Origin of the sequence: Streptomyces sp. CNQ085 (assembly GCF_022614595.1) — a bacterium.
In the GTDB taxonomy this organism is placed as follows: domain Bacteria; phylum Actinomycetota; class Actinomycetes; order Streptomycetales; family Streptomycetaceae; genus Streptomyces.
Genome location: NZ_JAJFAU010000070.1, coordinates 1 through 24,301, shown reverse-complemented (window position 1 = coordinate 24,301; position 24,301 = coordinate 1). Strand labels below are relative to the sequence as shown.

At 72.2% G+C, this 24,301-nt stretch carries 11 protein-coding genes; 6 read left to right on the top strand and 5 right to left on the bottom strand.

Translation table 11 applies throughout. From position 1 onward, the window contains the following. Positions 1-5,419: type I polyketide synthase (locus LJ221_RS13675; protein WP_241716766.1), on the top strand; the 5,419-nt coding region annotated here is incomplete at its 5' end. Positions 5,420-5,430: 11 nt separating this feature from the next. Further along, positions 5,431-9,447: a type I polyketide synthase gene (locus LJ221_RS13670; protein WP_241716764.1), complete on the top strand. Its 4,017-nt coding sequence runs from the start codon at positions 5,431-5,433 to the stop codon at positions 9,445-9,447. A gap of 57 nt (positions 9,448-9,504) precedes the next feature. Here LJ221_RS13670 and LJ221_RS13665 read toward each other — a convergent pair whose 3' ends face one another. Then, on the bottom strand, positions 9,505-10,338 hold the full coding sequence (locus LJ221_RS13665; RefSeq protein ID WP_241716762.1) for a phytanoyl-CoA dioxygenase family protein: 834 nt from the start codon (positions 10,336-10,338) through the stop codon (positions 9,505-9,507). 55 nt (positions 10,339-10,393) lie between these two features. Beyond that, positions 10,394-11,584: a cytochrome P450 gene (locus LJ221_RS13660; RefSeq protein WP_308314778.1), complete on the bottom strand. Its 1,191-nt coding sequence runs from the start codon at positions 11,582-11,584 to the stop codon at positions 10,394-10,396. Between the two features lie 148 nt (positions 11,585-11,732). Between LJ221_RS13660 and LJ221_RS13655 the strand changes: the two genes are divergently transcribed. From LJ221_RS13655 to LJ221_RS13645, 3 genes are all read left to right on the top strand, one after another. Next, entirely contained in the window at positions 11,733-12,974 is a 1,242-nt protein-coding gene (locus LJ221_RS13655; RefSeq protein WP_374228446.1) for an IS701 family transposase, read from the top strand. Positions 12,975-13,382: 408 nt separating this feature from the next. Beyond that, positions 13,383-16,217 carry an AAA family ATPase gene (locus LJ221_RS13650; RefSeq protein ID WP_374228444.1) on the top strand — a complete coding sequence of 945 codons (2,835 nt, stop codon included), beginning with the start codon at positions 13,383-13,385 and terminating at the stop codon, positions 16,215-16,217. A 111-nt stretch (positions 16,218-16,328) separates the two neighbouring features. Next, positions 16,329-17,102 carry a thioesterase II family protein gene (locus tag LJ221_RS13645; RefSeq protein ID WP_241716757.1) on the top strand — a complete coding sequence of 258 codons (774 nt, stop codon included), beginning with the start codon at positions 16,329-16,331 and terminating at the stop codon, positions 17,100-17,102. Between the two features lie 88 nt (positions 17,103-17,190). On the opposite strand, the gene LJ221_RS13640 is transcribed toward LJ221_RS13645, so the two are convergent. The 3 genes from LJ221_RS13640 to LJ221_RS13630 form a co-directional block, all read right to left on the bottom strand. Continuing rightward, complete coding sequence (locus tag LJ221_RS13640) at positions 17,191-17,883, bottom strand: LuxR C-terminal-related transcriptional regulator (protein ID WP_241716755.1); 693 nt, start codon at positions 17,881-17,883, stop codon at positions 17,191-17,193. Positions 17,884-18,304: 421 nt separating this feature from the next. Continuing rightward, on the bottom strand, positions 18,305-21,082 hold the full coding sequence (locus LJ221_RS13635) for an AAA family ATPase (protein ID WP_241716752.1): 2,778 nt from the start codon (positions 21,080-21,082) through the stop codon (positions 18,305-18,307). Positions 21,083-21,085: 3 nt separating this feature from the next. Then, the gene (locus tag LJ221_RS13630; RefSeq protein WP_241716750.1) at positions 21,086-23,659 is read right to left on the bottom strand and encodes an AAA family ATPase; all 2,574 of its coding nucleotides are present in this window, start codon (positions 23,657-23,659) and stop codon (positions 21,086-21,088) included. Between the two features lie 544 nt (positions 23,660-24,203). Here LJ221_RS13630 and LJ221_RS23715 point away from each other — a divergent pair. Next, positions 24,204-24,301 (top strand): transposase (locus LJ221_RS23715; protein ID WP_374228445.1); only part of this gene is annotated, 98 nt, incomplete at its 3' end.

The following is a 24,301-nucleotide window of genomic DNA, read 5'->3' as shown; positions in this document are numbered from 1 at the left end:
GAACGAGCCGACCGCAGTCCCCGTCGCCCTGCGCACCCCCGCCCTGGCCGCCGTACGTGACAGCCTGCCCGGCATCATGCAGGGCCTCGTTCCCGCCGCCGAACGCCGACGCCGCGCCGCCGGCCCGGCCGGGACCGGTGGTGCCCTGGCCGGGCGGCTGCGCGAGCTGTCCGTCGAGGAGCAGGAACGCGAGCTGCTGGAGCTGGTGCAGGCACAGGTGGCCGCGGTGCTCGGCCATGCGTCCGCGGGGTCGATCGACACGTCCCGCGCCTTCAAGGACCTCGGATTCGACTCGCTCACCGCTGTCGATCTACGCAACCGCCTCGGCTCCGCCACCGGCATCACGCTCCCGGTGACGGTCATCTTCGACCACCCGACACCGGCCGCGCTGGCCACGTCCCTGCGGGAGCAACTCGTCGGTGCGTCGGCCGACGACACGACGGAGGAGACGGCGCCCCGTGGTGCCGCGCTCGCCGACGAGCCCATCGCCGTCATCGGCATGGGCTGCCGCTACCCCGGCGGAGTGGACTCACCGGAAGCGCTGTGGGAGCTGGTGGCCACGGGCGGTGACGGCATCACGCCGTTCCCGCTCGACCGCGGCTGGAACATGAAGACACTGGAGGGCGTGGCGGCGGTCGGCGGATTCGTCGACGATGCCACCGAGTTCGACGCCGAGCTGTTCGGGATCTCGCCGCGCGAGGCCCTCGCCATGGATCCGCAGCAGAGGTTGCTGCTGGAGACCGCCTGGGAGGCCCTGGAACGCGCGGGCATCGACCCGCTCTCGCTCCAGGGTTCCGCGACCGGTGTGTACGCCGGCGTGTCCGCGAACGGGTACGCCAGCGGTCAGGAGGACGACGACGCCGACCCGGAGACCGACGGGTATCTGCTGACGGGCAGCACGCCGAGTGTGGCGTCGGGGCGGCTGTCCTATGTGTTCGGGCTGGAGGGTCCGGCCGTGTCCGTGGACACCGCCTGCTCCTCGGCCCTGGTCGCCCTGCACCTGGCCGCGCAGGCCCTGCGGGCCGGTGAGTGCGATCTGGCCCTGACCGGTGGCGCCACCGTGATGGCGACACCCGGCATGTTCCTGGAGTTCGCCCGGCAGGGCGGGCTGGCTGGTGATGGGCGGTGCAAGTCCTTCGCCGACAGTGCCGACGGCACTGGGTGGAGCGAGGGAGGGGGCATGCTCGTGCTGGAGCGGCTTTCGGACGCCCGGCGCCTCGGGCACCCGGTGCTGGCGGTGGTGCGCGGCAGCGCCGTGAACCAGGACGGCGCCTCCAACGGGCTCACCGCGCCCAACGGCCCGTCCCAGCAGCGCGTGATCCGCCAGGCGCTGAAGGCGGCCCGCGTCTCGCCCGCAGAGGTCGACGTGGTTGAGGCGCACGGCACGGGCACCCGGCTCGGCGACCCCATCGAGGCCCAAGCCCTGCTCGCCACGTACGGACAGGCCCGCACCGACGACGAACCGCTGTGGCTCGGGTCGGTCAAGTCGAACATCGGGCATGCCCAGGCGGGCGCCGCGGCGGCGAGCGTGATCAAGATGATCATGGCGCTCCAACGGCGCCACCTGCCCCGGACCTTGCACGTGGACCGGCCCTCCGCGCACATCGACTGGGAGTCCGGAGCGGTACGGCTGCTCACCGAGCCCCGGGACTGGGAGACGGCCGGGCACCCCCGCCGGGCCGGCGTGTCGTCGTTCGGCATCAGCGGCACCAACGCCCACGTCATTCTCGAGGAAGCCCCCACGGAGCCGTCTCCGCGCCGGCCGGAGCCTCCGGCCCACGCGCCCGTCGTTTCCTGGGTGGTGTCGGGCCGTACCGAACGGGCGACCCGCGCCCAGGCGGCGCGGCTGACGGGCCTCCTCTCCGCCTGGGAGCAGCCGGACCCCGGCGACATCGCCCACGCGCTGGCCACGAACCGCGCCGTGCTGGACCACCGTGCCGTCGTCCTCAGCGACGACCGGGACCAACTGCGCGCCGGCATCGTGGCGTTGGCGGCCGGAGAAGCCCCCGTGAACGGTCGGGCCACGGTCGTGACCGGCACCGCCGATGAGGGCCGTACGGCGTGGATGTTCACCGGGCAGGGCAGCCAGCGGCCCGGCATGGGACGCGAACTCCACGCCGCCTATCCGGTGTTCGCACAGGCCTTGGACGCCGTGTGCGAGCTGCTCGAAGCCGAACTCGGGCATGAGGACGGCTTCCCGCGCCCGCTGCGGGAGATGCTGCTTGCCGAGCCCGACGGTCAGCGCGACGACGCGAACCCGCTCGACGCCACTGGCTACGCGCAGTCGGCCCTCTTCGCCCTGCAAGTGGCCCTCGTCGAACTCCTGCGGTCATGGGGCGTCCGCCCCGACCTCATACTCGGCCACTCGGTCGGCGAACTGGCCGCTGCCTACGCCGCCGGGGTCTTCGAACTGCCCGACGCGGTACGGCTGGTGGCAGCCCGTGCCCGGCTGATGCAGGCCCTGCCCGAGGGCGGCGCGATGGCCGCCGTGGAGGGCACCGAGGCCGAGGCGACGGAGCTGCTGAAGGGGCTGACCGGCGCCGGTCAGATCGCCGTCGCCGTCGTCAACGGGCCGTCGTCCGTCGTGGTGTCCGGCGACGAGCACGCGGTCGTCGAGGCGATGGACGTGGCACGCGGCCAGGGCCGCAGGGTGTCCCGGCTGCGGGTCAGCCACGCCTTCCACTCGCCGCTGATGGACCCGATGCTCGCCGACTTCGCCAGCGTCGCCGAGACGATCACCTACCGCCGCCCCACGCTCCCTGCCGTGAGCACCGCGACGGGCGAGTCCATCACGACGCAGTGGGCGTCCGCCGCCTACTGGGTGGACCAGGTGCGCCGTCCCGTGCGCTTCCACGATGCCCTCACCACGGCCACCACCGACCACGGCGCGACCCGGCTCCTGGAGGTCGGGCCCGATCCGGTCCTGACCGCGCTCGCCCGCTCCAACTCGGACGGACGGGTCACCGCCGCGGCCGCCCTGCGGACCGGCCGTCCCGAGGCCGAGACGCTGCTCACGGCCGTGGCCGAACTCTTCGTCCGCGGCATGAAGACCGACTGGGCCGCCGTCAACGCGGCTGCCGACCCCGCGAGCGACTCGGCCCGTGCGCACGTCGATCTGCCCACCTACGCCTTCCAGCGCCGCCGCTACTGGCTGCGCGACCGCCGGGCACAGCGCGCCGTCGCCGGCCGGCGGCCCGGCACCGACGCCGGTTTCTGGAACCTCGTCGACGGCGGCGACCCCGCCGCACTCGCCGACCGGCTCGGCGTCAGCCCCGACGCGTCCCTCGACTCCCTGCTGCCGGTGCTGTCCGACTGGCGCCGGCGGCAGAGCGAGGCGTCCGAACTCGCCGCCTGGCGCTACGTGGTCACCTTCAAGCCGGTCGGCGTACCGGCCGCCACGCTCGGCGGCGGCTGGCTGGTCGTCGCCCCCGAGCAGGTGACGGCCGACCAGGACGGCTTCGTCGAACAGTGCGCCCAGGCCCTGCGCGACGCCGGCGCCCAGGTCACCGTCCTGACCGTCGGCAACCACGACAGCCGTACGACACTCGCCGCCCGAGTCCGCGAACTGGCCCCGGACGGCGCGCTGTCCCTGCTGGCCTGGGCCGAGGAGCAGCCGCACGACGAGGGACAGCCGCCCGCCGCGACCGGCCTCACCCTGCTGCTCGCCCAGGCCTGGGCCGACGCGGCCGGCGGAACCGGCGCGCCGCTGTGGTGCGCGACCCGCTCGGCCGTGTCCGTCGGCACCGGGGACCCGCTCCAGCACCCCGCCCAGGCACAGCTGTGGGGACTCGGCCGCAGCCTCGCACTCGAACACCCCGGCATCTGGGGCGGTTTGGCCGACCTGCCGGACCGGCCCGGACACCGGGACCTCACCCGGCTCGCCCAGCTGCTCGCCCACGGCCGCTCCACCACCTGGTCCGAGGACCAGCTCGCCGTCCGCGCCGGCGGCGTCTTCGCCGCCCGCTTCGTACGGGACGACGAACCCGCGGACCCGCAAGCGTCCCCGGTCATGGACGCCCTCCACGGCACCGTACTGATCACCGGCGGCACCGGAGCCCTCGGCCGGAACCTCGCCCGACGGCTCGCCCAGCGGGGCGCCCGGCATCTGCTGCTCGCCTCCCGGCGCGGCGCCGACGCCCCGGGCGCCACCGAGCTGCGCGACGAACTGGCCGCACTCGGCGTCCGCGTCACCCTGACCGCCTGTGACCTCACCCACCGCGCCGCGGTCCGCGCCCTGATCGACGGAATCGGCGAGGACACCCCGCTGACCGGCGTCGTGCACGCGGCCGGCATCCCCGCCAACGGCGTCCTCAGCGACCTCACCCCACGGCACCTCGCCGAGGCCCTCGCCGCCAAGGCGCACGCGGCCGACCTGCTGCACGAACTGACCGCCGACCGTGACCTCGGGTTCTTCGTCCTGTTCGCCTCGGTGACCGGCGTCCTCGGCAACGCGGGCCAGGCCGCCTACGCCGCCGCCAACGCCCACCTCGACGCGCTCGCCCAGCACCGCCGTGCCCTCGGCCTGCCCGCCACCTCCGTGGCGTGGGGGCCCTGGGCCGGCGACGGCATGGCCGCCGACCGGGCCGCCGAGGAACGCATCCGCCGCTCCGGGCTGCGCCCCCTGTCGCCCGAGCGAGCCCTCGCCGCACTTGACCAGGTGATCTCCGACGACCGCCCCTGCACCGCCGTGGTGGACGTCTCCTGGGACCGCTTCGCCACCGCCTTCGCCCTCGCGCGGCCCAGCGCCCTGCTCGCCGACCTCCCCGACGCGGCGACCGCCACCCGCGACGGCACCGGCGCGGCGACCGCCCGGGCCGGCGAAATCGTCGGACGGCTGCGCGGCCTGCCGCCCGGCGAACGCGAGCGTGTCCTGGGCGACTTCGTCCAGTCCCGCGTCGCGGCCGTCCTCGGCCACGACACCCCCGCCGCGATCGACGCCGACCGCGCCTTCAAGGACTTCGGCTTCGACTCCCTGACCGCCGTCGACCTCCGCAACCAGCTGATGGCCGCGACCGGACTCCGTCTCGCGACCACCCTCGTCTTCGACCATCCCACCCCGGCGGCACTCGCCCGCCACCTCCACACCGAGCTCTTCCCGGACGACACCGCGGACAGCTCCACGCAGGAAGTGACGGACCTCGACGAGGCACGCCTGCGCCGCGTCCTCGCCTCCGCCCCGCTCGCCCGGCTGCGCGACGCCGGCCTCCTGCCCAGCCTTCGCACCCTGCTCGCGGAGTCCGAGGCAGCGGAACGGCGCGCCGAGGACGAGGACGCGAGTTGGTCCGACAACGCCCCCGACGAGGACACCGTCATCGCCGACCTCGCCGTCGACGACCTGGTGAACCTCGCACTCGGCGACGCGGACGATCCTGCCGCCGACGACTTCGGCTTCGACTCCGATTCCGACGAACGAGACTGACAGAGGCATCGATGAGCGCACCGTACGAAAAGGTCGTCCAGGCCCTGCGAAAGTCCCTGGAGGAGACCGAGACGCTGAAGAAGCGCAACCGGCAACTCCTCGCGGCCACCCGCGAACCCGTCGCGATCGTGGGGGTGGCGTGTCGTTTTCCGGGGGGTGTGTCGTCGCCGGAGGAGCTGTGGGAGATGCTCGCGGCCGGCCGTGATGGTGTGACCTCGTTTCCCGAGGACCGTGGCTGGGACGTCGAGCGGCTTTGTCATCCTGACCCTGAGCATTCCGGGACTTCGTATGTGAGTACGGGTGGGTTTGTTTCTGGTGTGGCGGATTTTGATGCGGAGTTGTTTGGGATTTCGCCGCGTGAGGCGTTGGCGATGGATCCGCAGCAGCGGTTGTTGTTGGAGACGTCGTGGGAGGCGTTGGAGCGGGCTGGTGTGGATCCGGTGTCGGTGCGGGGGTCGGTGTCGGGTGTGTTTGTGGGGACGAATGGTCAGGATTATGTGTTGGCGTCGCGGGGTGGGTTTGCGGGGGTTGAGGGGTTTGTGGGGACGGGGTCCGCTGCGAGTGTGATGTCGGGGCGGGTGGCGTATGCGTTGGGGTTGGAGGGGCCGGCGGTGACGGTGGACACGGCGTGTTCGTCGGCGTTGGTGGCGCTTCATTTGGCGGTGCGTGCGTTGCGGGCGGGGGAGTGTGGTTTGGCGTTGGCGGGTGGGGTGACGGTGATGTCGACGCCTGCCGCGTTTGTGGAGTTTTCGCGTCAGCGGGGTCTTGCGGTGGATGGGCGGTGCAAGGCGTTTGCTGAGGGTGCGGATGGGACGGTGTGGGGTGAGGGTGCGGGCATGCTGGTTGTGGAGCGGCTGTCCGATGCCCGGCGTAATGGTCATCCGGTTTTGGCGGTGGTGCGGGGGAGTGCGGTCAATCAGGATGGTGCGTCGAATGGTCTGACCGCGCCGAATGGTCCGTCCCAGCAGCGTGTGATTCGTCAGGCGTTGCGTAATGCCGGGGTGGAAGCGGCTGATGTGGATGTGGTCGAGGCGCATGGCACGGGGACGGCGCTGGGGGATCCGATCGAGGCGCAGGCGTTGCTGGCCACGTATGGCCGGGCGCGTACCGGTGAGCCGTTGTGGCTGGGGTCGGTGAAGTCGAATCTGGGGCATACGCAGGCGGCGGCGGGTGCGGCCGGTGTCATCAAGATGGTGCTGGCGATGCAGCGCGAGGCGCTGCCCGCGACGTTGCATGTGGAGCGGCCCTCCTCGCATGTGGACTGGGAGGCGGGGCGGGTGCGGCTGCTGACCGAGTCGCGGTCGTGGCCGCGTGGTGAGCGGCCGAGGCGGGCCGGTGTCTCGGCGTTCGGGATCAGCGGTACCAACGCCCACGTCATCCTCGAAGAAGCCCCCGAGCCGGAGCCGCGGCCCGAGCAGCACGGGACCGGCACCCTGCTCCCGCTCGTTCCCTGGGTCCTGTCGGCCCACCGACCCGAGTCCCTGGTCCAGCAGGCCGACCGCCTGCGCGGTGCGCTCACCGACGACCTCTCCGCCCATGACGTCGGCTATTCGCTGGCCACCATCCGCGCCGCCCTCAGCCACCGCGCCGTCGTCCTGGGCCCCGACACGCCGACGATGGCCGCCGCCCTCACGTCCTTCGGAACCGGGACGACCACTTCGGACATCGTCAGCGGCACCCTCACCGAGGGCGGCACGGCGTGGCTGTTCACCGGACAGGGCAGCCAACGCCCAGGCATGGGGCGAGAGTTGTACGCCCGGTTCCCCGTGTTCGCCCGGACCTTCGACGAGGTGTGCGCCCACCTCGACGGGGAGTTCGATGGCGCTGCCGGCTTCACGACGGGTGTTCGGGAGGCGGTGTTCGCGGCGGAGGGATCGGCGGAGGCCGCGCTGCTGGACCGTACGGGCTATGCGCAGGCGGCCCTGTTCGCCGTACAGGTGTCCCTCGTGGAGCTGCTGCGGTCCTGGGGCATGCGACCGGACTGTGTGCTCGGCCACTCGGTGGGCGAGTTCGCGGCGGCGTATGCGGCCGGGGTCTTCGCACTGCCGGACGCGGTACGGCTGGTGGTGGCGCGGGCCCGGCTGATGCAGGCATTGCCGGAGGGTGGCGCGATGGCCGCGATCGAGGCCACTGAGGAGGAGGTGGCCGGGGATGTGGCGGTGGCCGCCGTGAACGGGCCGCGGTCCGTGGTCGTGTCGGGCACTGAGGGCGCCGTCGAGGCCGTGCTCGCGGAGTTCCGGCAGCGTGGGCGCCGCGCGACCCGGCTGCGCGTCAGCCACGCCTTCCACTCGCCGCTGATGAAACCGGTCCTGGACGGTTTCGCCGCCGTGGCCGACGGCATCACCTACCGCACGCCCACCGTGCCCGCCGTCAGCTCCGTCACTGGGCAGGCCCTGCGGGACGGCGACTGGACCACCGCCCGCTACTGGGCGGACCAGATCGTCGAGCCCGTACGCTTCCACGACGCCCTCACCACCGTCACCGGCCCCCAGGGGGCCGACCGGCTCCTGGAGATCGGCCCCGACCCGGTCCTCACCGCACAGGCGCCCGCCGGGACCGCCGTCGCCGTCAGCGTGCTGCGCCGGGACCGGGGAGAGGTCACCGCGCTGCTCACCGCCCTCGCCGAGGTCTTCGTCCATGGCATGGACATCGACTGGGGCGCCCTGTTTGCCGGGACCGGCGCGCGCCGGGTGGACCTGCCGACGTACGCCTTCCGGCGTCGGCGCTACTGGCTGCCCGACCGTACGGGCGAGAACGGGGCGATGAGCTTCCTCGGAACCCCTCGGGCTCCGCGAGAGTCCGCGTCGGCCGCGATCCCTCAGGCTCCGCGCGAGTCTGCCTCGACCGCCGAGCCCGCATCCCCGCCCCCGCCTGCCGACCGCCTCCGCTCGCTTCCCCGGACCGAGCGCGAGAGTGCCCTCCTGAAACTCGTCGTCGCGCAGGTGGCCCAGGTCCTCGGACACACCGACACCGGCGAGGTCGGCGTCACACAGCGGTTCCTCGAACTCGGCTTCACCTCTCTGTCGCTGGGCGATCTCCGCCACCGCGTCGGCCGCGCCTGCGGAGTCCAGCTGCCGATCTCCGCCTTCTACGAGCACCCCACACCGCGCGCCCTGGCCGCGCACGTCAGCGGTGAACTGGCCGACAGGGACGGGCAGTCGACAGCCCCGACGGACTCCGTGACCGCGCTGGTGCGCTACGCCTTCGAGCGGGAGCAGTACGACAAGGGACTGGACGTGCTGCACCTCGCGGCCGCGATGCGTCCCGGCTTCGGTCTGCCGGACACACCGCCCGGCGCAGCAGCGAACCTGGACGCGCGGCCAGGCACGACGGCCCTCGGGCCCCGGCCGGTCCGGCTCGCCACCGGCACCGAGGGCGAGGCCCTGCTGTGCCTGCCGTCCCTCGTCGCGCCCGTCACCGCCTACCAGTACTCCCGGTTCGCCGCCGCCCTGAACGGCGCCCGCGACGTATGGGTACTGCCCGCCCCGGGTTACGCGCCCGGCGAGCCGCTGCCCGACACTCCCGAGGCCGCCGCGGCCCGGCAGGCGGAGGCCGTTCTCGCCGCCTTCGGGGACAAGCCGCTCACCCTCGTCGGCTACTCCTCCGGCGGCTGGCAGGCCCAGCTCCTGGCCGCCGTACTGACCGAGGCGGGCGCACCGCCACGCGCCCTGGTGCTGCTCGACTCGCCGGAGACGCCCGGCGAGAACCTCGCGCTCGCCATGGTCGCCACCTCTTGCCGGCTCATGCGGGACTTCCCCGAGGTCCCGGTCGACGCCGACCAGCTCACCGCGACCGCCCACTACGGCCGCCTGTTCACCCGGTGGCGGCCCGCGCCCGCCGCCGACGCGCCGCGGACCCTGTTCGTGGCCGCCGCCGAGCACGACCCCGCCCTGCTCCTGGGTGCCGACCGGCCCGCCTGGCCGCTGCCGCACGAGCAGGTGGAGGTGCCCGGCAACCACGTCAGCCTGCTGGAGCGCGACGCCGGCACCACCGCGCGCGCCGTCCACGAGTGGTTGCGGGAACGCTGAACACGCCGAGGGGCGCCGCGCGGTGTGCGCGGCGGCCCTCGGGGACCGGCCTGCTGATCAGTCGTTGAGCAGGCGGATCGGATCCTCCTGCTCGTACCAGCCGAGGAACGGCGGGCACAGGCCCCAGCCCAGCAGCCGCTGGAGCTCCTCCGGGTAGTCGCGGACGATCTCCTTGGGCACGGCCAGGTACTGGTTCTCCTCCTGGCGTAGATTGCCGCGCACCAGCGCGAGCGTGAGGCCCGTACGCGCGTCGTCGGCGAGGTTCGCGCCGCCGCTGTGGAACAGACCGCCCACCCAGATCAGACAGGACCCCGGCGCCATCTCCGCCTGCACCGCCTCCTCCGGACGAGGCGCGCGCTCGGCCTCCCAGAGGTGGCTGCCCGGGTAGACGATCGTCGCGCCGTTCTCCTCGGTGAACTCGCTCATCGCCAGCATGATCTGCACCCGGTTCGTCGGGCCGGGACTGGGCAGCAGGTGCGCGATGTCGTCGCGGTGCGGCGGCTGCGCGGTCTCGCCGGGCCAGATCTGGATCACCTGTGTGATGCTGACCTGGACGTTCGGGGCGAGATCGGTGCGCGTGCGGCCGAACCAGTTCGTCGAGGGGCGTTCGATCAGGTCCCGGGCGGCGCCCAGATACAGCGGGTTGAGCGCGATCCGCTCCATGTGCCGGGAGCGGGCGAAGAGCGAGCTGAGCCGCTTGGTGCGCTGGCCGGTGAAGGAACTGTCGCCGTAGCCGGTGGCGTCGAGCGCGGGACCGAGGTCGTCCCACAGACCCTTCAAAGTCGTGTCGTCGACGAGGTCCTCGACGATCACACCGCCGTCGCGTTCCAGGACGGCGGTGACGTCGGACACCGGAGCCGTGGCGGGAAGCCGGGTCAGATCTGCGGGCATGCGGAATCCTGGTTCTGTCGGTTTCGGTCGGTGATGAGGCCGGGCAGCGGGGCGGTCACCAGCGCACCGGCAGCTCGGCGAGCCCGTACAGCACGCCGTCGTCCTTGTGGCGCAGGTCCTCGACGGCACAGTCGAGCCGGATCCCCGGCAGCCGCTCGAAGAGGACGCGGTAGGCGAGTTCCATCTCGACACGCACGAGATGCTGGCCCAGGCACTTGTGCCGCCCGTGGCCGAAGGCGACGTGGCCCTGCGCCGAGCGGCTCGGGTCGAAGGCGTGCGGGCAGGCGAACTTGCCCTCGTCGAAGTTGGCGGCGGCCACGAGTGGTGCTACTCCCTCGCCCGCCCGGATGAGCTGGCCGCCGATCTCCAGGTCCGCCACTGCCACCCGCAGCGGCACCAGATCGGCGACGGAGTAGAACCGCAGCAACTCGTCCACGATCCCCCGGTCATCGACCCACTCCGGACGCTCCATGAGCGGGACCGCGCCCAGCGCGATGTTGTTCGCGGTGGTCTCCTGGCCCGCGATGAGCAGCAGCAGAGCGGCTCCGCCGACCTCCATCGGCGCCAGCTCCCCGGAGGCGATCATGGTGCTGATCAGGTCGTCGCCGGGCCGGTGCCGCTTGATGGTGACCATCCGGCCCAGGTAGCGCAGGAGTTCGGTCGTAGCCTTGTCCCGTTCCTCGTCGGTGGCGGCCAGCGTGACCAGCACTGAGATACGGGACTCGAAGAACGCCCGGTCGGCGTTGGGCACGCCCAGCAGCTCGCAGATCACCAGCGACGGAATGGGCACCGCGTAGTCGGCGACCAGATCCGCGGGGCTGCCCTTGGCGGCCAGCGACTCCACACAGTCCTCGACGACCTTGTGGATCCGCGGGCGCAGTTCCTTCATCCGCCGTGCGGTGAAGTCCTGCATCAGGATCTTGCGGTAGCGGTCGTGCTCGGGCGGGTCGAGGGTGGCGAACCAGCCGGGAATCTGGGTCTGCGCGGGCGGCCCGCCCGTACGGCCCGGGGTGGGGAACCCCTCGTTGCGGGAGTCCGAGCTGAGCGACGGGTGGAGCAGGGCCTCCAGCACGTCCTCGAATCGGGTCAGCAGCCACACCCGCTGCCCGCCTGGCATCATCGACCACACCAGCCCGTCCCGCTTCCGTACCTCCGCGTAACCGGGCGGTGGGAAGGGCTCGCCGGGCCGGCGGAACGGGAAGTCGACCTGCCTTGCGGCGTCGTCCCTCATGTCTGTCGCTGTCACGTGGCGTCCCCTCTCACCGGGAGGTGCACCGGGACATCCGGACCCCGGTGCGAGACGAAGGATGGGCCGCCGGCGCCTGGTAAATCCCTAGTAGTGCTTCGTTAGGTTGGTTTGATCGGGTGGTGTGCGGTGGTGCATGCCGCCGGTCGTGGATCTTGGGGAGATCGAGGAACTGCGCGAGAGCCTTGGAGAGTTCGTTGCCGAGGTGTTCGCATCGTTCAAGCGCAAGGATCAGCGCGAGTGGGGGAACTGCTACCTGCGTGGGCTGATGCTGGACGGGCGACGCAAGCCGATCCAGCCGATGGCGGAGCGGCTGCCGGACGGCAACATGCAGGCGTTGCAGCAGTTCGTCAGCCAGTCGACGTGGGACCACGTCCCGGTACTGCGGTCCGTTGCGATGAAGGTGGCCTCGGAGATCTCTCCTGAGGCGTGGGTGATCGACGACACCTCCTTCCCCAAGGCGGGAGACCAGTCGGTGGGGGCGACCCGGCAGTGGTGCGGGGCGCTGGGCAAGAAGTCGCTGTGTCAGGTGGGAGTGAGCCTGCATGCGGTCACCGACGCTGCTTCGGTGCCGCTGAACTGGCGGTTGTTCCTGCCTGCCGAGTGGGCAGATCCGGACGATGGTCGCCGTGCGAGGGCTGGAGTGCCTGACGGTTTGGGGCACCGGGAGAAGCGGTGTCTGGCCCTGGACGCGCTCGATGAGGCGCTCGGGTGGGGACTGACAGGCCGGGTCGTGGTGGCCGACGCCGGATACGGCCAGACGCATGCCTTCCGGGCCGCTGTGGCCGACCGCGACCTGGACTACGTAGTGGCCGTTCGCGGTGACACCATTGCCCACCCCGGCGAGGCGGTGCCCAGTGCGCCGGAACGGGAAGGGCGGATGGGCGCCCCGCGGCTGCCCCGCTACCGCGAGCTGGCCCGCTCCCTGAAAGACCTGGTCACGGCCGCCGGACGGCGTCGGCTGCGGCGTTGCACCTGGCGCCAGGGCAGCAAAGGCGCGATGACCAGCCGGTTCATCGTGCTGGAGGTCCGCCCTGCCGGTGTCGCGCCGACGAAAGCCGCACGGGAGAGGGCCGGTGGCCGTGGCGGGTGGGACGGCGTTCTGCCTGCCGAGACTCTGATCGCCGAGTGGCCGCCGCACCAGGATGAGCCCACCGACTACTGGCTGACCAGCCTGCCAGCCGACACCGCGCTGCGGCACCTGGTCCGCATGGCGAAGATCCGCTGGCGGATCGAACACGACTACCGCGAACTCAAGCACGGCTTGGGCCTGGACCACTTCGAGGGCCGCACCTGGCGCGGCTGGCACCACCACGTCACCCTCGTCACCGCCGCCCACGCCTTCCTCACCCTCCGGCGCCTGGACCCCAAAGCCCAAGCGCCAGCCTGACCTTCTACCAAGTCCTTCACACTCTGCAGGACCTGCTGCTGTGCCGGACCGGTGGATGCCCCACCTGCCACCGCGAGTTACCGATCCCGGCCCAGACAGACGACCACCCACCCGGCGCAACCTAACGAGGCACTACTAGAGCTGAGCCCTCCTCACCTTCCGCGTGGTGGACGCGGATCGAACAGGCCGGGAAGTCCGTCAGTGGGCGCGCTGACCGGCAGCGAGACGCCGGGAATCGGCCGCGTATTGGCGGTCGTGAACGCGTGAAGGTTGCTGCAAAGCGCCCGCGACCGGGTCGCGCGCGACCGAGGTACTCTCCAGTCGGTGCGTATGATCGAACAAGAATGAGCTGTTCGGTCGTGCATTCCGCCAACTCCTCTGCATGGCGGGGCAGTACAGGAGGAAATGGTGGCCTTGACGCCCGGCTCGCAGGCGGAGGACGAGCCCGAGTTCGTCGGCCGAGACCTGGAACTCGCCCTGATCCGCGAGCACCTCCACGGCACGGGCGAGGGGCGTGCGGTCCTGCTCCGCGGACCCGCAGGCATCGGAAAGACCCGGCTGATGTCCGCCGCGCTCGCCGAAGTGGGCGCCGACGCGCGTGTCCTCACCGTCAAGTGCCACGAGAGCGGCGGCGCCGCCTACGAGGCCGTGCGCGCACTGTTCGCCCCGCTCGGCCTCACCGACGGCGACCCCGCACGCCATCCGCTTCTCGCCAAGAGCGCCGCGCTCGCCGTGCCGGCTCTCGAGGCGGACGGCTCCCCCGACGGCCAACCCGCCGACATGTACGGCGTCATGCACGGCCTGTACTGGCTCACCGCCTCCCTTGCCGCCGAGCGGCCCCTGATCTTCGCCGTCGACGACCTCCAGTGGTGCGACGAGGCGTCGCTGCGCTGGCTCGGCTTCCTGCTGCGCCGGGCCGAGGGCCTGCCCCTCGCGCTGCTCCTGACGCTGCGCACCGAGGTCGGGCACGCGGGCCCCGAGGCGCTGGACGATATGGCCGACATCGCCTCCTGTCTCACCGTCGACGTCGAGCCGCTCACCGATGACGCCGTACGCGCGATGCTCGCCGCGGCGCTCGCCGGCCCGCCCGACGCGTCGGGCGTCGGACGCTGCATGGAGCTCACCGGCGGCACCCCGTTCCTGGTCCAGCTCCTCGTCCGTGAGCTGAGGGAACGCACCCCGGACGCCGGGGAGGAGGTCGACCCGCTCCGTGACGGCCTCGGGCACGGTGCCGTGGCCCGCTTCCACCTCGACCGGCTCGGCCCCGACCGGCTCGCCGTCGCGAAGGCGCTCGCGGTCCTGGAGTCCGACGACATCGAATCTGTCGCCGCCCTCGTCGGCACCACCCCCGGCCCCGCCGCCGGTGCCGTCGACGCCCTGCGCGCCGCCGGACTGCTGCGCCCCGACTCCCTCACCTACCGCCACGACCTCATGCGCCAGGCCGTCCTCGACGCGACCCCGGCCGAGGAACGCCTCGCGCTGCGCGAGCGCGCCGCCCGCCTGCTCAACGACTCCGGGCGGCCCAGCGACCAGGTCGCCGCCCAGCTGATGCACCTGCCCGAGGTGTCCGAGCCCTGGATGGTCACCGTCCTGCGGTCCGCCGCCCTCGGCGCCGAGCAGCGCGGCGCCCCCGCCACCGCAGGCCAGTACCTCTCCCGCGCCCTGCGGCACGACGTCGACGACATCGAGCTGCTGTCCGCCTCGGCCCGGGTCCTCGCCCACACCGACCACCCCACCGCGCTCAGCCGGCTGGAACGCGCACTGTCCCTGGCCACCGACCCACGTCTGCGCTGCCGCCTCGTCCTGCAGTACGTCATCACCTCCCTCGGCGTCCAGAACTCGCTGCGCGCCTTCGAACTGGTGGGCGAGACACTGCCCATGGTCGAGTCTCAACTCGGCGACTCCCCGGAGGAACAGGCACTGCGCACCCTTGTCGAGGCGATGGCCCTGGTCTCCGGGCTCGACGAGAAGTCCACCGTGCGCCGCGTCAGCGAGCGGTTCCGCGACCATGTGCCACCGCCCGGCGAGACCGCCGAGGAGCGCCTGCTGCTCGGCATGCTGTGCGCGCTCGGCACCCTGGAGGGCCGCTCCGCCGCTGAGCTGGTCCCGTCGGCCGAGCAGGTCCTGCGGGTCGGGGACGTCTCGCTGGGCGGCTGGGGCGCCCTCGGTGCCAGCCTCGCCCTCTACCTCGCCGATGAGATCAAGCCCGCCGAGTTCGCGCTCACCACCCTGCTGGAGCACGCCCAGAAACGCGGCCAGGTCTGGAACAGCGCCACCGTCTCCAACGCCCGCGCCCAGGTGCACATGTGGACCGGGAATATCGCGCAGGCGCTGGCGGACGCGCAGCTCGCCTTCGACCTCGTCCACCGAGACCTCCATGTGAACAGCGCCGTCGGCCCGCACTGCACCCTCGCCGACGTCCTGGTCCGCCGCGGCGACGCCCGCCGCGCCGAGGAGGTGCTCGACCTGATCCGGCGACCCCGCCTGGACCAGTTCACGCTGGAGTCACACACGTACATGATGAGCCGGGCCCGCGCCTGTGCCGCGCTGGGCGACCTGGAAGGAGCCCTCGGCCACCTGAGGCGATGCGGTGACAGCCTCGCCGAGGCGGGCATCGGCAACCCCGTCCTGGCCCCCTGGTGGTACGACGCCGCGCAGCTGCTCGCCGAACTGGGCAGGCACGGCGAGGGACGCGAGCTCATCGACCGCGTGGCCCCGGCCGTGCGGTGCTGGGGCACACCCCGGGCCCGGGGCATGCTGGCCCTCGCCCACGGTGTCCTCACCCCCGGCGACACCGGCATCGACGAACTCACCGAGGCCGCCCGCCTCCTCGACGGCACCCCGGGTCGGCTGGAACAGGCCCGCGCCGAATACCTGCTGGGCCGACGGCTGCTGGAGCGCGGCGACGCCGAAAGCGCGCGCGAACGGCTGCGCCGCTCCATCGACATCGCTGTGCTCTGTGGCGACCGGCTGCTCCTCGACCAGGCCGTGCCCGCCCTCGGCGCGGCCGGCGGTCGGCTGCGGCGCGGCACCGAGTCCCCCACCGACGCCCTCAGCGGAAGCGAGCGCCAGGTCGCCGAGCGGGCCGCCGCCGGAGCCACCAACCGGGAGATCGCCGAGGCCCTGTTCCTCACCCAGCGCACTGTGGAGTTCCACCTCACGAGCGTGTACCGCAAGCTCGGCATCTCGGGGCGCCGGGATCTGGCGACGGTACTCGCCGCCGAACGCAGACCCGTCGGCTGAGGCGGGCACCGCGGAAGTTTAGGGTTTTACGGGTGACGTGCCGCGTTCGATGGACGGCGACGGCGGGCCGGTTGCCGCCGCCCTGACGCAAGCCCTTTGGAGAGGACGCCCATGTCGCGTATCGCCGACGACGCCACCACGGCGTGGATCCGCCGCTACCACCCCTCGGCCGGCAGCGCCGTACGGCTGGTCTGCTTTCCGCACGCGGGCGGTTCGGCCAGCTTCTTCCACCCGGTATCGGTGCGCTTTGCCCCGGAGGTCGACGTGGTCGCACTGCAGTACCCGGGGCGCCAGGACCGGCGTACGGAGCCGTGCATCGAGGACATCGGAAAGCTGGCGGACCTGCTGTGCGAGGAGATCCGCGGGCTGAGCGATAAGCCCACCGTCTTCTTCGGCCACAGCATGGGCGCCGTCCTGGCCTTCGAGACGGCGCTGCGGCTGGAGGAGCTCGGCGCCAATCCGCCGCGCTCTGTCGTCGCCTCGGGCCGGCGCGCCCCGGCCTCGCACCGGGACGAGCGGGTGCACCAGCAGGACGACGCCGGGGTGATCACCGAACTGCGGCTGCTCAACGGCACCGACGCGGCCGTGTTCGGCAACGACGAGCTGCTGCGGATGGCACTGCCCGCGATCCGGGGCGACTACCGGGCCATCGAGACCTACACCTGCCCGCCCGGGCGCCGGGTGCGAGCCGCGCTGACGGTACTGACGGGCGACGCCGACCCGCGCACGACCCTGGCGGAGGCTCAATCCTGGCAGGACCACACCGAGGGCGCCTTCCGCATCCGGGTCTTCTCCGGTGGCCACTTCTTCCTCACCGGGCACCTGAACGAGGTGTACGCCGAGATCGGCGAGGAGCTCGACGTCGCCCGCGCGGCCGGGTCCTGAAAGGCCCCGCGTGAAGCCCATGGCACAAAACCCGCAGGCCCCACCATGGGAAATGGCGGGGCCTGCGAGGCATTTCAGCTGCTCGCGGTCAGTCGGACACGAACTCCGGACGCACCCGCGGCGGCCACTGGCCGACGGCGAAGACACCCAGGGAATAGCTCTTCGAAATCAGCGCCGGCCGGTTGGTCACCTTCATCTTCCGCAGCAGTGACGAGACGTGGTACTCCACACCGCCGCGGCTGAGGAAGAGTTTCGTGGCCAGCTGGACCGTCGACTCACCCGCTGCCACACCTTCCAGAATGCGGGCGTGCATCGGACTGAACAGTTTGCGTCGTGCGTTGGCGATCTGTGGACCGTTCGCGGATTCCTCCGGGTCGACCAGCACCAGGATGCGGTCGACCCGGCCGACTCCACTCCGTACGGCGATTCCGGTCATCTCTCCGCGGAATACCGCGTCCCGCGCGCCCACCGCCAATAAGTGGTCGGCGAATCGCGGACTCTGACCGTCCGCCAGCCGGATCAGCTCGTTCTTCACCTTGCCCTGCACGCTGGGGTGCAGGAGGTCACAGAAGTCCGTTCCCTTACCCTGCCCGGGGCTCCAATCGAATTGGCGGGTGAAGGATCGGTTTGCCTCCATTATCCGGAATTCCAGATCAAGGTTCGCGATGCAAACGAGGGACTGCTCGAAAAGCGCCAGATAGCTGTCGCGATACGGTTCCGGAGACCAGTTCCGCGGTGCGTCGGGGAGGGTGTCTGCGAAGTCCAGGCCTGTGTTCTTCATGGAGGGTGGGGCACTCTCTCTCAGCGATCATGACCAGCGGTGCATCCCGCAGCGGGGAGTGTTCCTTCGCCCAAGACATTGCCATCGAATGAAAATACATGTCAAGGCATACAGGTTTGCTGTGCCCTATTTTCGGCTAAGACTGCGGTCCCCGCCGACGATGGTTCGGTGTGCATTGCGGTCCGGTATGCGCATGCTTTTCGAGTACCGTTCGGTAACCTGCGAAGGTTCTGCCCGAGGGGCGCTCGGGGAAGGGATTGGGCACGTCAGAGCGGGTGTCCGAGCAGACATCGAACCGTGGGAGTGTGCGACGGCGAAGGTCGTGGAAATTCTGCGGACCTTGTGTTGTACATACACCGTGAACACAAAGAACAAAGCTCTTCGTAGCTCGACGGTATGGGTGCGGGCCCTCCTGGGCAGGCTAGCGGCTTCCGTCCAATCTCATGATCTCGGCCAGTTGCGTCCGCCCGGTAATATTGAATTTACGATAGGAGCTCGTGAGGTGTCTTTCCACGGCCCGTAGACTCGTTTCAAGTTCCTCCGCGATCTCCCTATTGCTGAGACCGCGTGCCGCGCGTTCCGCCACCCTCGTCTCGGCCGGGGTGAGTCCGGCCGCGAGCGCCCGCGCCGGGCGGGTCGTGGTGCCGTGCCCTGTGTCCGGCGCGCTCAGCAATTCTGCGGCCAGTCGGCGGCCACGTCTGAGTAACTGGTCGCCCTCCGGGACCGACTCCTGTTGCAGGCGCCTGCCCAGTTCGGTGAGGGCGTGGGCCAACTCCAGGCGGCTGCCCTCCGTTCCGACCGTCTCGACGGCCTGCCGCAGCAACTCGATGCCCGGCGCGCCGTCGGTGACGACGCCGAGCAGACGCAGCGCGCGGCTCAGGGCGCTCGGCGCTCCCCAGGAAAGGGCATGTTCGTGATGGGTCCGCGCCACCGCGAGGGCCTGCGCGGTCCAGCCCATGCGCTGCTGGACCAGCGCGGCCCGCACCTGCCAGTGGGCGAGCGCGGGATTCACCCAGCCGGCGCGTTCCAGGACGCGCCCGCAGTCCAGGTAGTGCGCGAGCGCCACCGGCAGGTCCCCCCGTGTCTCCGCCAGCATGCCGTTGAGTGCCCCGTGCAGGGCGAACAGCCGGAGGTCGGTGGGGGGTTCGGCGGGGTCGAGCACCCGGGCGGCGAGTTCGCTGTCCTCGATTTCGAGAGCGACCAAGCCCAGCAGGAGGGTGGTCTGCGCCCTGTCCTCGGACCCCGCGCCCTCGCTCAGCTCGAGTGCGCGGGCACCGCACTCCCGGGCCAGACCGACCTCGCCCCGCGCCATCTGGGTGAGACCGCGCACCGCCTCGATCCGGGACTCCGCCACGCGGTAGCCTTCCTGGGCGGCCTGCAGACGCGCGGTGTCCAGCCAGGACGCGGCGATGTGCGGGCTGCCCGTGCAGTAGAGCACCGGAGGCAGTAACTCCAGCACCAGGCCGGACAGGGCAGTGTGCGCCGGCTCCTCCTCCAGGACCTGCTGGACCATGCGCGTGACGGTGCGGTGATCGCTCTGCCCGGCCATGGCCGCCGTGAACACAAGGACGGTGCGCAGTTCGCGTTCGGCCGCAGAGGCGCCATAGCGCTGCTCGCCGAGTTCGTGCAGCCGGTGGGCCGTCGACGCCACCAGGGCGGGGTCCTCCAGTCCGGCGTACCGTGCCCTGGCCTCCAGCCGCATCGCCAGGTACCCGCCCTGCCGGTCGGCCTCCCGCGGCGTGCCGAGGCCGGCGGCCGTCTCCCGGACGATGGCGGCGACCTCGGGATCGCTGCGCACGATGTCCATCGGCGTGCTGGACAGGACCTCGGCGCGGCGCCGCAGCCGGGGCATGAGCCTCGCGGCCTGCACGAAGTGGCGCCCCGCTGCCGGGGACCCCAGGTCCAGTTCGGTGACGCCCAGTTCGTACAGCAACTCGGCGCGGACAGGGCTGGCGGCGGGCACGTCGACGAGAGCGCGGCTGAGATAGCGCACGGCCGTCTCGGGCGCGCCCCGGCGGCGCGCGGCCGCCGCCGCGGCGCGCAACTGGTGGATCTCCCAGGGGTCGCCGAGCCGGTCGACATGCAGCAGGGGTGCGGCGACCTCCTCCGGTCCGGCTCCGCACGCGTCGAGCACGGCGGACGCCTCCCGGTGGCGGCGCGAGCTCTCCTCGTCCCCCATGGTCTGCAGTACGACCGCGCAGGCCGCGCGCGTGTGGGCGGCATCGCCCTGACCGGCGGCAGGGGGCCATGCGTGCGTGAGGACCTCGCGGGCCTGCTCGCACTGTCGCCGGGTCAGCCCCGCGAGCCGCACGACGAGGTGGTCGGTGGCGTGGTCGGCGAGCACGGCGGTGGCCTTGAGGAAGGCGTCCAGGACGGGTTCGCGCCGCAGCAGCGACAGCAGCCGTTCGCGGCGCAGCGACTCACCGAGCCCGCGCAGTCGTCGGGTGCGCCAGTGGGGTGCGCCCAGTCGCCTGAGCCGGGCCCGGTCGCTCAGCACCCTCAGGTCCTTGGGCCGGCCCCCGGTGACATCGTGACAGGTCCGGGCGAACTCGTCCGGGCAGCCGGGTCCGAAGTGGCGGGTCACCAGCTCCGCGGTGGCAGTGCGCGACAGGCTGCGCGCCCGGACCCGGTGGGTGGCGGCCGCGGCGATCTCGCCGACGAGCGGGCCGCACGCGCCGAGGCCGTCCTTGCGGACCACGGCCAGCAGCAGGCGCAGCCCGTCGAGGCGGGCCGCGAGGTGGGCGAGTGCCTCCAGCGAGGCGTCGTCGGCCCAGCCCAGGTCGTCGACGACAAGCACCACGGTCCGCTCGGCGCTCAGACCGGCGAACAGGATGTGCAGCCAGTGGAGCGTGTCGGCGCGAACGGCGGCGTAGCTCTCGCCGCCCGGCCCCTCGGGGCCGGTGCCCGGGGCGATCGGCGGCGCGGCGGCCAGCGGAGCGGTGAGCGGGCCGGGTTCGGCGACGAGCGGGAGCACGAGCTGGCGCAGCACACCGAAGGGGAGGGCGCGTTCGCCGGGAGTGCCGGTGGAGCGCAGTACCAGGGCACCGGCCGCCGTCGCCCGGTCGGCCAGCCGGTTCAGCAGTGCCGTGGTGCCGGTACCGGCACCGCCCTCGACGAGGATGAGGACCCCGCTGCCCGACTGGGCGTGGGCGAGCGCCTCGTGCAGGACGGCCAGCTCCTGCTCGCGCTCCAGCAGCATGGATCAGCCGTCCTCCTGCCGGGCTCGCAGGTGGGCGACGAGGGCGGCGCGCCCCTTGACGCCGAGCTTGCGGTAGAGGTTCGTGAGCCGCAGCTCGACGGTGCGAGTGGCCAGGCCCAGCCGCCGGGAGATCTCACGGTTGGCCAGCCCCTCGACGACCAGGGTCGCCACGTCGCGCTCGGAGGGCGTGAGAAGGTCCTCCTCCGGGGCGGTCTCGTCCGGCACCGCAGGGGGGCCGGCACGGCCGGGCATCCGGGGGATCTCGACGCTGTGCAGCGCCAGCGCCTCGTGGGTGCGGGTGCGTAGGGCCGTGAAGGCCGTCACCGTGCCCCAACGCTCCGCCACGTGGTACTCCTTGGCGAGCAACTCGTCGGCGGTGGCGGGGGCGCCGAGGAGTTGATGGGCGACGGCCGCGGTGCTGCGCCACGGGATGAGCATGGGGTTGCGCCAGCGCTTGGCGCGGAGCACGCGGCCGCATTCCTCGAGCAGCAGCAGGGCCCGGGCGGCATCCTGTTCGATGAGGGCGAGTTCGGCGCGGGCGTACAGCAGGAAGGCCGTGCTGACGCTGTGGCTCTCGGGTCGGCTCCGGGCGCGTTCCGAGGCGCGCCGGGCCTCGTCCACCCGGCCGCAGCGGACGAGGGCAAGGATCTCGGCGGCGGCGAGCCGGGGTGTCAGGAGGCTGTGCCAGGAGGCGGGCGGCAGGGCCCGCGTGGCGGCGGCCAGCCGGAGCAGCGCCTCCTCGCCACGGCCCAGGCGCACTTCCGCTTCGGCGCGGCTGAGCAGGGCCTGGGCGGCCGCCGCGAGTGCGTTCTCGCGACGGGCGTCCGCGGCGACGGCGTCCAGACGGTCGAACGCGGTGGGCACGTCGTCCGCGCACAGCAGCGCCCGGGCCGCGGCGATGCGGCACATGAGCGGCACGGACGCGGGCTCGTCCAGCGCCGCGCGGGCCAGCCGGAGGGCCTGGGCCCGGTCGTCGCCGCGGGTGGCGAGGGTCCAGGCGAGCACGGCGGACTGGGCCGGATGCCCGGGGCGGTCGGAGTGCAGGGGCGGTGGAGCGACGAGCGGCAGGCCGCCCTTCTCCTTGTGGGCGAGCCGACCGAGGGCGCGCAGCGGCCTCAGCTCATCGTCGGGGATCGTGGTGAGTGCCCGCTGGTGCACGTCCGCGATCATCCAGCGAGCGGTCTCGGCATCGCCGCGGCTGAGCAGCAGATCGGCTGCGTGCAGCACGTGCGGCCAGGTCTCTCGGCCGAGGTGACGCAGCATCACCTGGCGCAGCCGGCCGTCCGCGGCCTGCGGCGCGGTGACGGCCTCGGCGGTGGCGAGCCGGATCAGGCGCCGGGCCCGCTCGGTCTCGGTCACCGGCTCGCTCAGCGAGTGCCGCAGGGTCGCGGTGGCGTGGTCGGCCGCCCCACAGGGGCGCGGGGAGGCGGCGAGGTCGGACGCGGTCCAGGGGCGCACGAGCGCGGTGACGTCGCCGAGCATCTCGGCGACGGTGCCGACGCGGGAGCCCTCCGGGCCGTGCAGCGAGGCGGCACGACGGTGCAGACGGTCCCGCTCGGGCCCGGTCATGCCCGCCAGGACGTCGTCAGCGAACCAGGGGTGACGCAGCCGGGGGGTGTAGGTGTCGGCGAGCAGTCCGCAGGCCCGCAGCGCGTCCACGGCGTCGGCGAACGCGGTGGCATCCAGGCCGGCGAGGGCCGCGAGCCTGGCCGGCTCCAGCTGGTGCCCGCCGACGGCCGCGGCGCGCAGCAGGGCCACGACGCTCTTGGGCAGGCCGTGCACGGTGGTGAGGGCGCGGCTGGACCAGGTGGTGCGGGCGGTGGCGACGAGCTGCGGCACGACGTCGGTGTCCAGTCGTCGGCCGAGGGCTGTGATCCGGTCGGCGACGGCGTGCAGGACGGCGGGCGACCGGCCGGCGACGCCGGCCACGGTGAGCACCGACCGCTGTACGGGGTGGCCGACGCGGGACTCGATCAGGCTCCGCGCCTCGGTGGTGGTGAGCGCGTTGAGGCGCACGGTGTGCACCGGGCAGGGAGCCGAGGGCTGCGCACCGGCCGCGTCGAGGACCTGCCGGACGGGTACGGGGGACGTGACGACGGCGAGGACGGCGCCCCGGCGGGCGCGGTGGATGAGGTCGAAGAGCCGGCGCAGGGAGTGGGGGTCGGCGAGATGCAGGTCGTCGACGGCCAGCAGCACGGGCCGTCCCGCCGACAGCGCCAGGAGCGTGTCGCACATGCGGGCCATGGTGTCCGTGGGGCGGCTGGTGGGGCCGATGCCGGAGGCGAGGGCACCGATCCGGGACGGCTGGCACAGGGTGCCCAGCAATTGAGTGATGGCACCGTAGGGGAGCTGGGACTCACGCGGTGAGCAGCGGGCGACACCGACGGCGAGACCCAAGGCGCGGGCCCGGTCGACGACCCGTTCGAGCACGGCGCTGCGGCCGGAGCCGACGGGGCCGGTGACGACGGCGATTTCCGAGACGCCGTCCCGCAGCCGGTCCACGAGTGTGTCGAGGGTGTCCAGTACGGCCTGCCGGCCGACGAGTTGCGCGGGGACGACAGCGGGGGTGGTGGTCATGGGCGACCCTGAGGGGTCGCGGCACGCACACCGCGGGGGACGGCGGGGGGCCGGTCGGCGAGCCGCGGACGGTTTCGCATGCGCACCTCTCGTCTGGTGATCTAATCGGAGATTAGCGAGCCTCCAACCGGCATTACACGGAGACCGAGGGATCCCTGAGCTTTTTTTGAGGTTACTGAGGAGTAAGCGTGCTTTGATAAGTTGGCGGTAGCGCCTTCGTTGAAACTCGCGATGGCCGCCAGGCGTCCTTCGCGTCAACTGGCTGGTCAGGATGTGCACTTCAGTCTGTGTCGGCCGCCGTCGAGCCATCTGCGAGAAACCGACCGGTAACGTGCCTGAACACTTGATTCCCGCACGGGGTCCGTGGTCGGCCTTCATTCGTACTCAGTACCGGAAAATCGAATCGAACCGGCTCGGATATGGATTCCTGACAGCCTTTCGGCTGACTTCGATGCAATTTCTCGGTCCGCCCGGTAGCCCGGACACCATCACCATGCGGTCGACGCCGGGGAGCGGCGCTAGGTCGTGTCTGATAATTGATCTTGTGGCTGGTCGTGGTGAGCTGACGGATGCGGCGTGGGAGCGGATAGCGCCGCTGTTGCCGGGTGTTGACGGGCGGGGTCGTCCGTGGCGGGATCACCG

Coding starts and splice junctions, on each gene's coding strand:
- LJ221_RS13670 (WP_241716764.1), top strand. CDS start 5,431: ATGAGCGCACCGTACGAAAAGGTCGTCCAGGCCCTGCGAAAGTCCCTG.
- LJ221_RS13665 (WP_241716762.1), bottom strand. CDS start 10,338: ATGCCCGCAGATCTGACCCGGCTTCCCGCCACGGCTCCGGTGTCCGAC.
- LJ221_RS13645 (WP_241716757.1), top strand. CDS start 16,329: ATGTCGCGTATCGCCGACGACGCCACCACGGCGTGGATCCGCCGCTAC.
- LJ221_RS13640 (WP_241716755.1), bottom strand. CDS start 17,883: ATGAAGAACACAGGCCTGGACTTCGCAGACACCCTCCCCGACGCACCG.
- LJ221_RS13635 (WP_241716752.1), bottom strand. CDS start 21,082: ATGCTGCTGGAGCGCGAGCAGGAGCTGGCCGTCCTGCACGAGGCGCTC.
- LJ221_RS13630 (WP_241716750.1), bottom strand. CDS start 23,659: ATGACCACCACCCCCGCTGTCGTCCCCGCGCAACTCGTCGGCCGGCAG.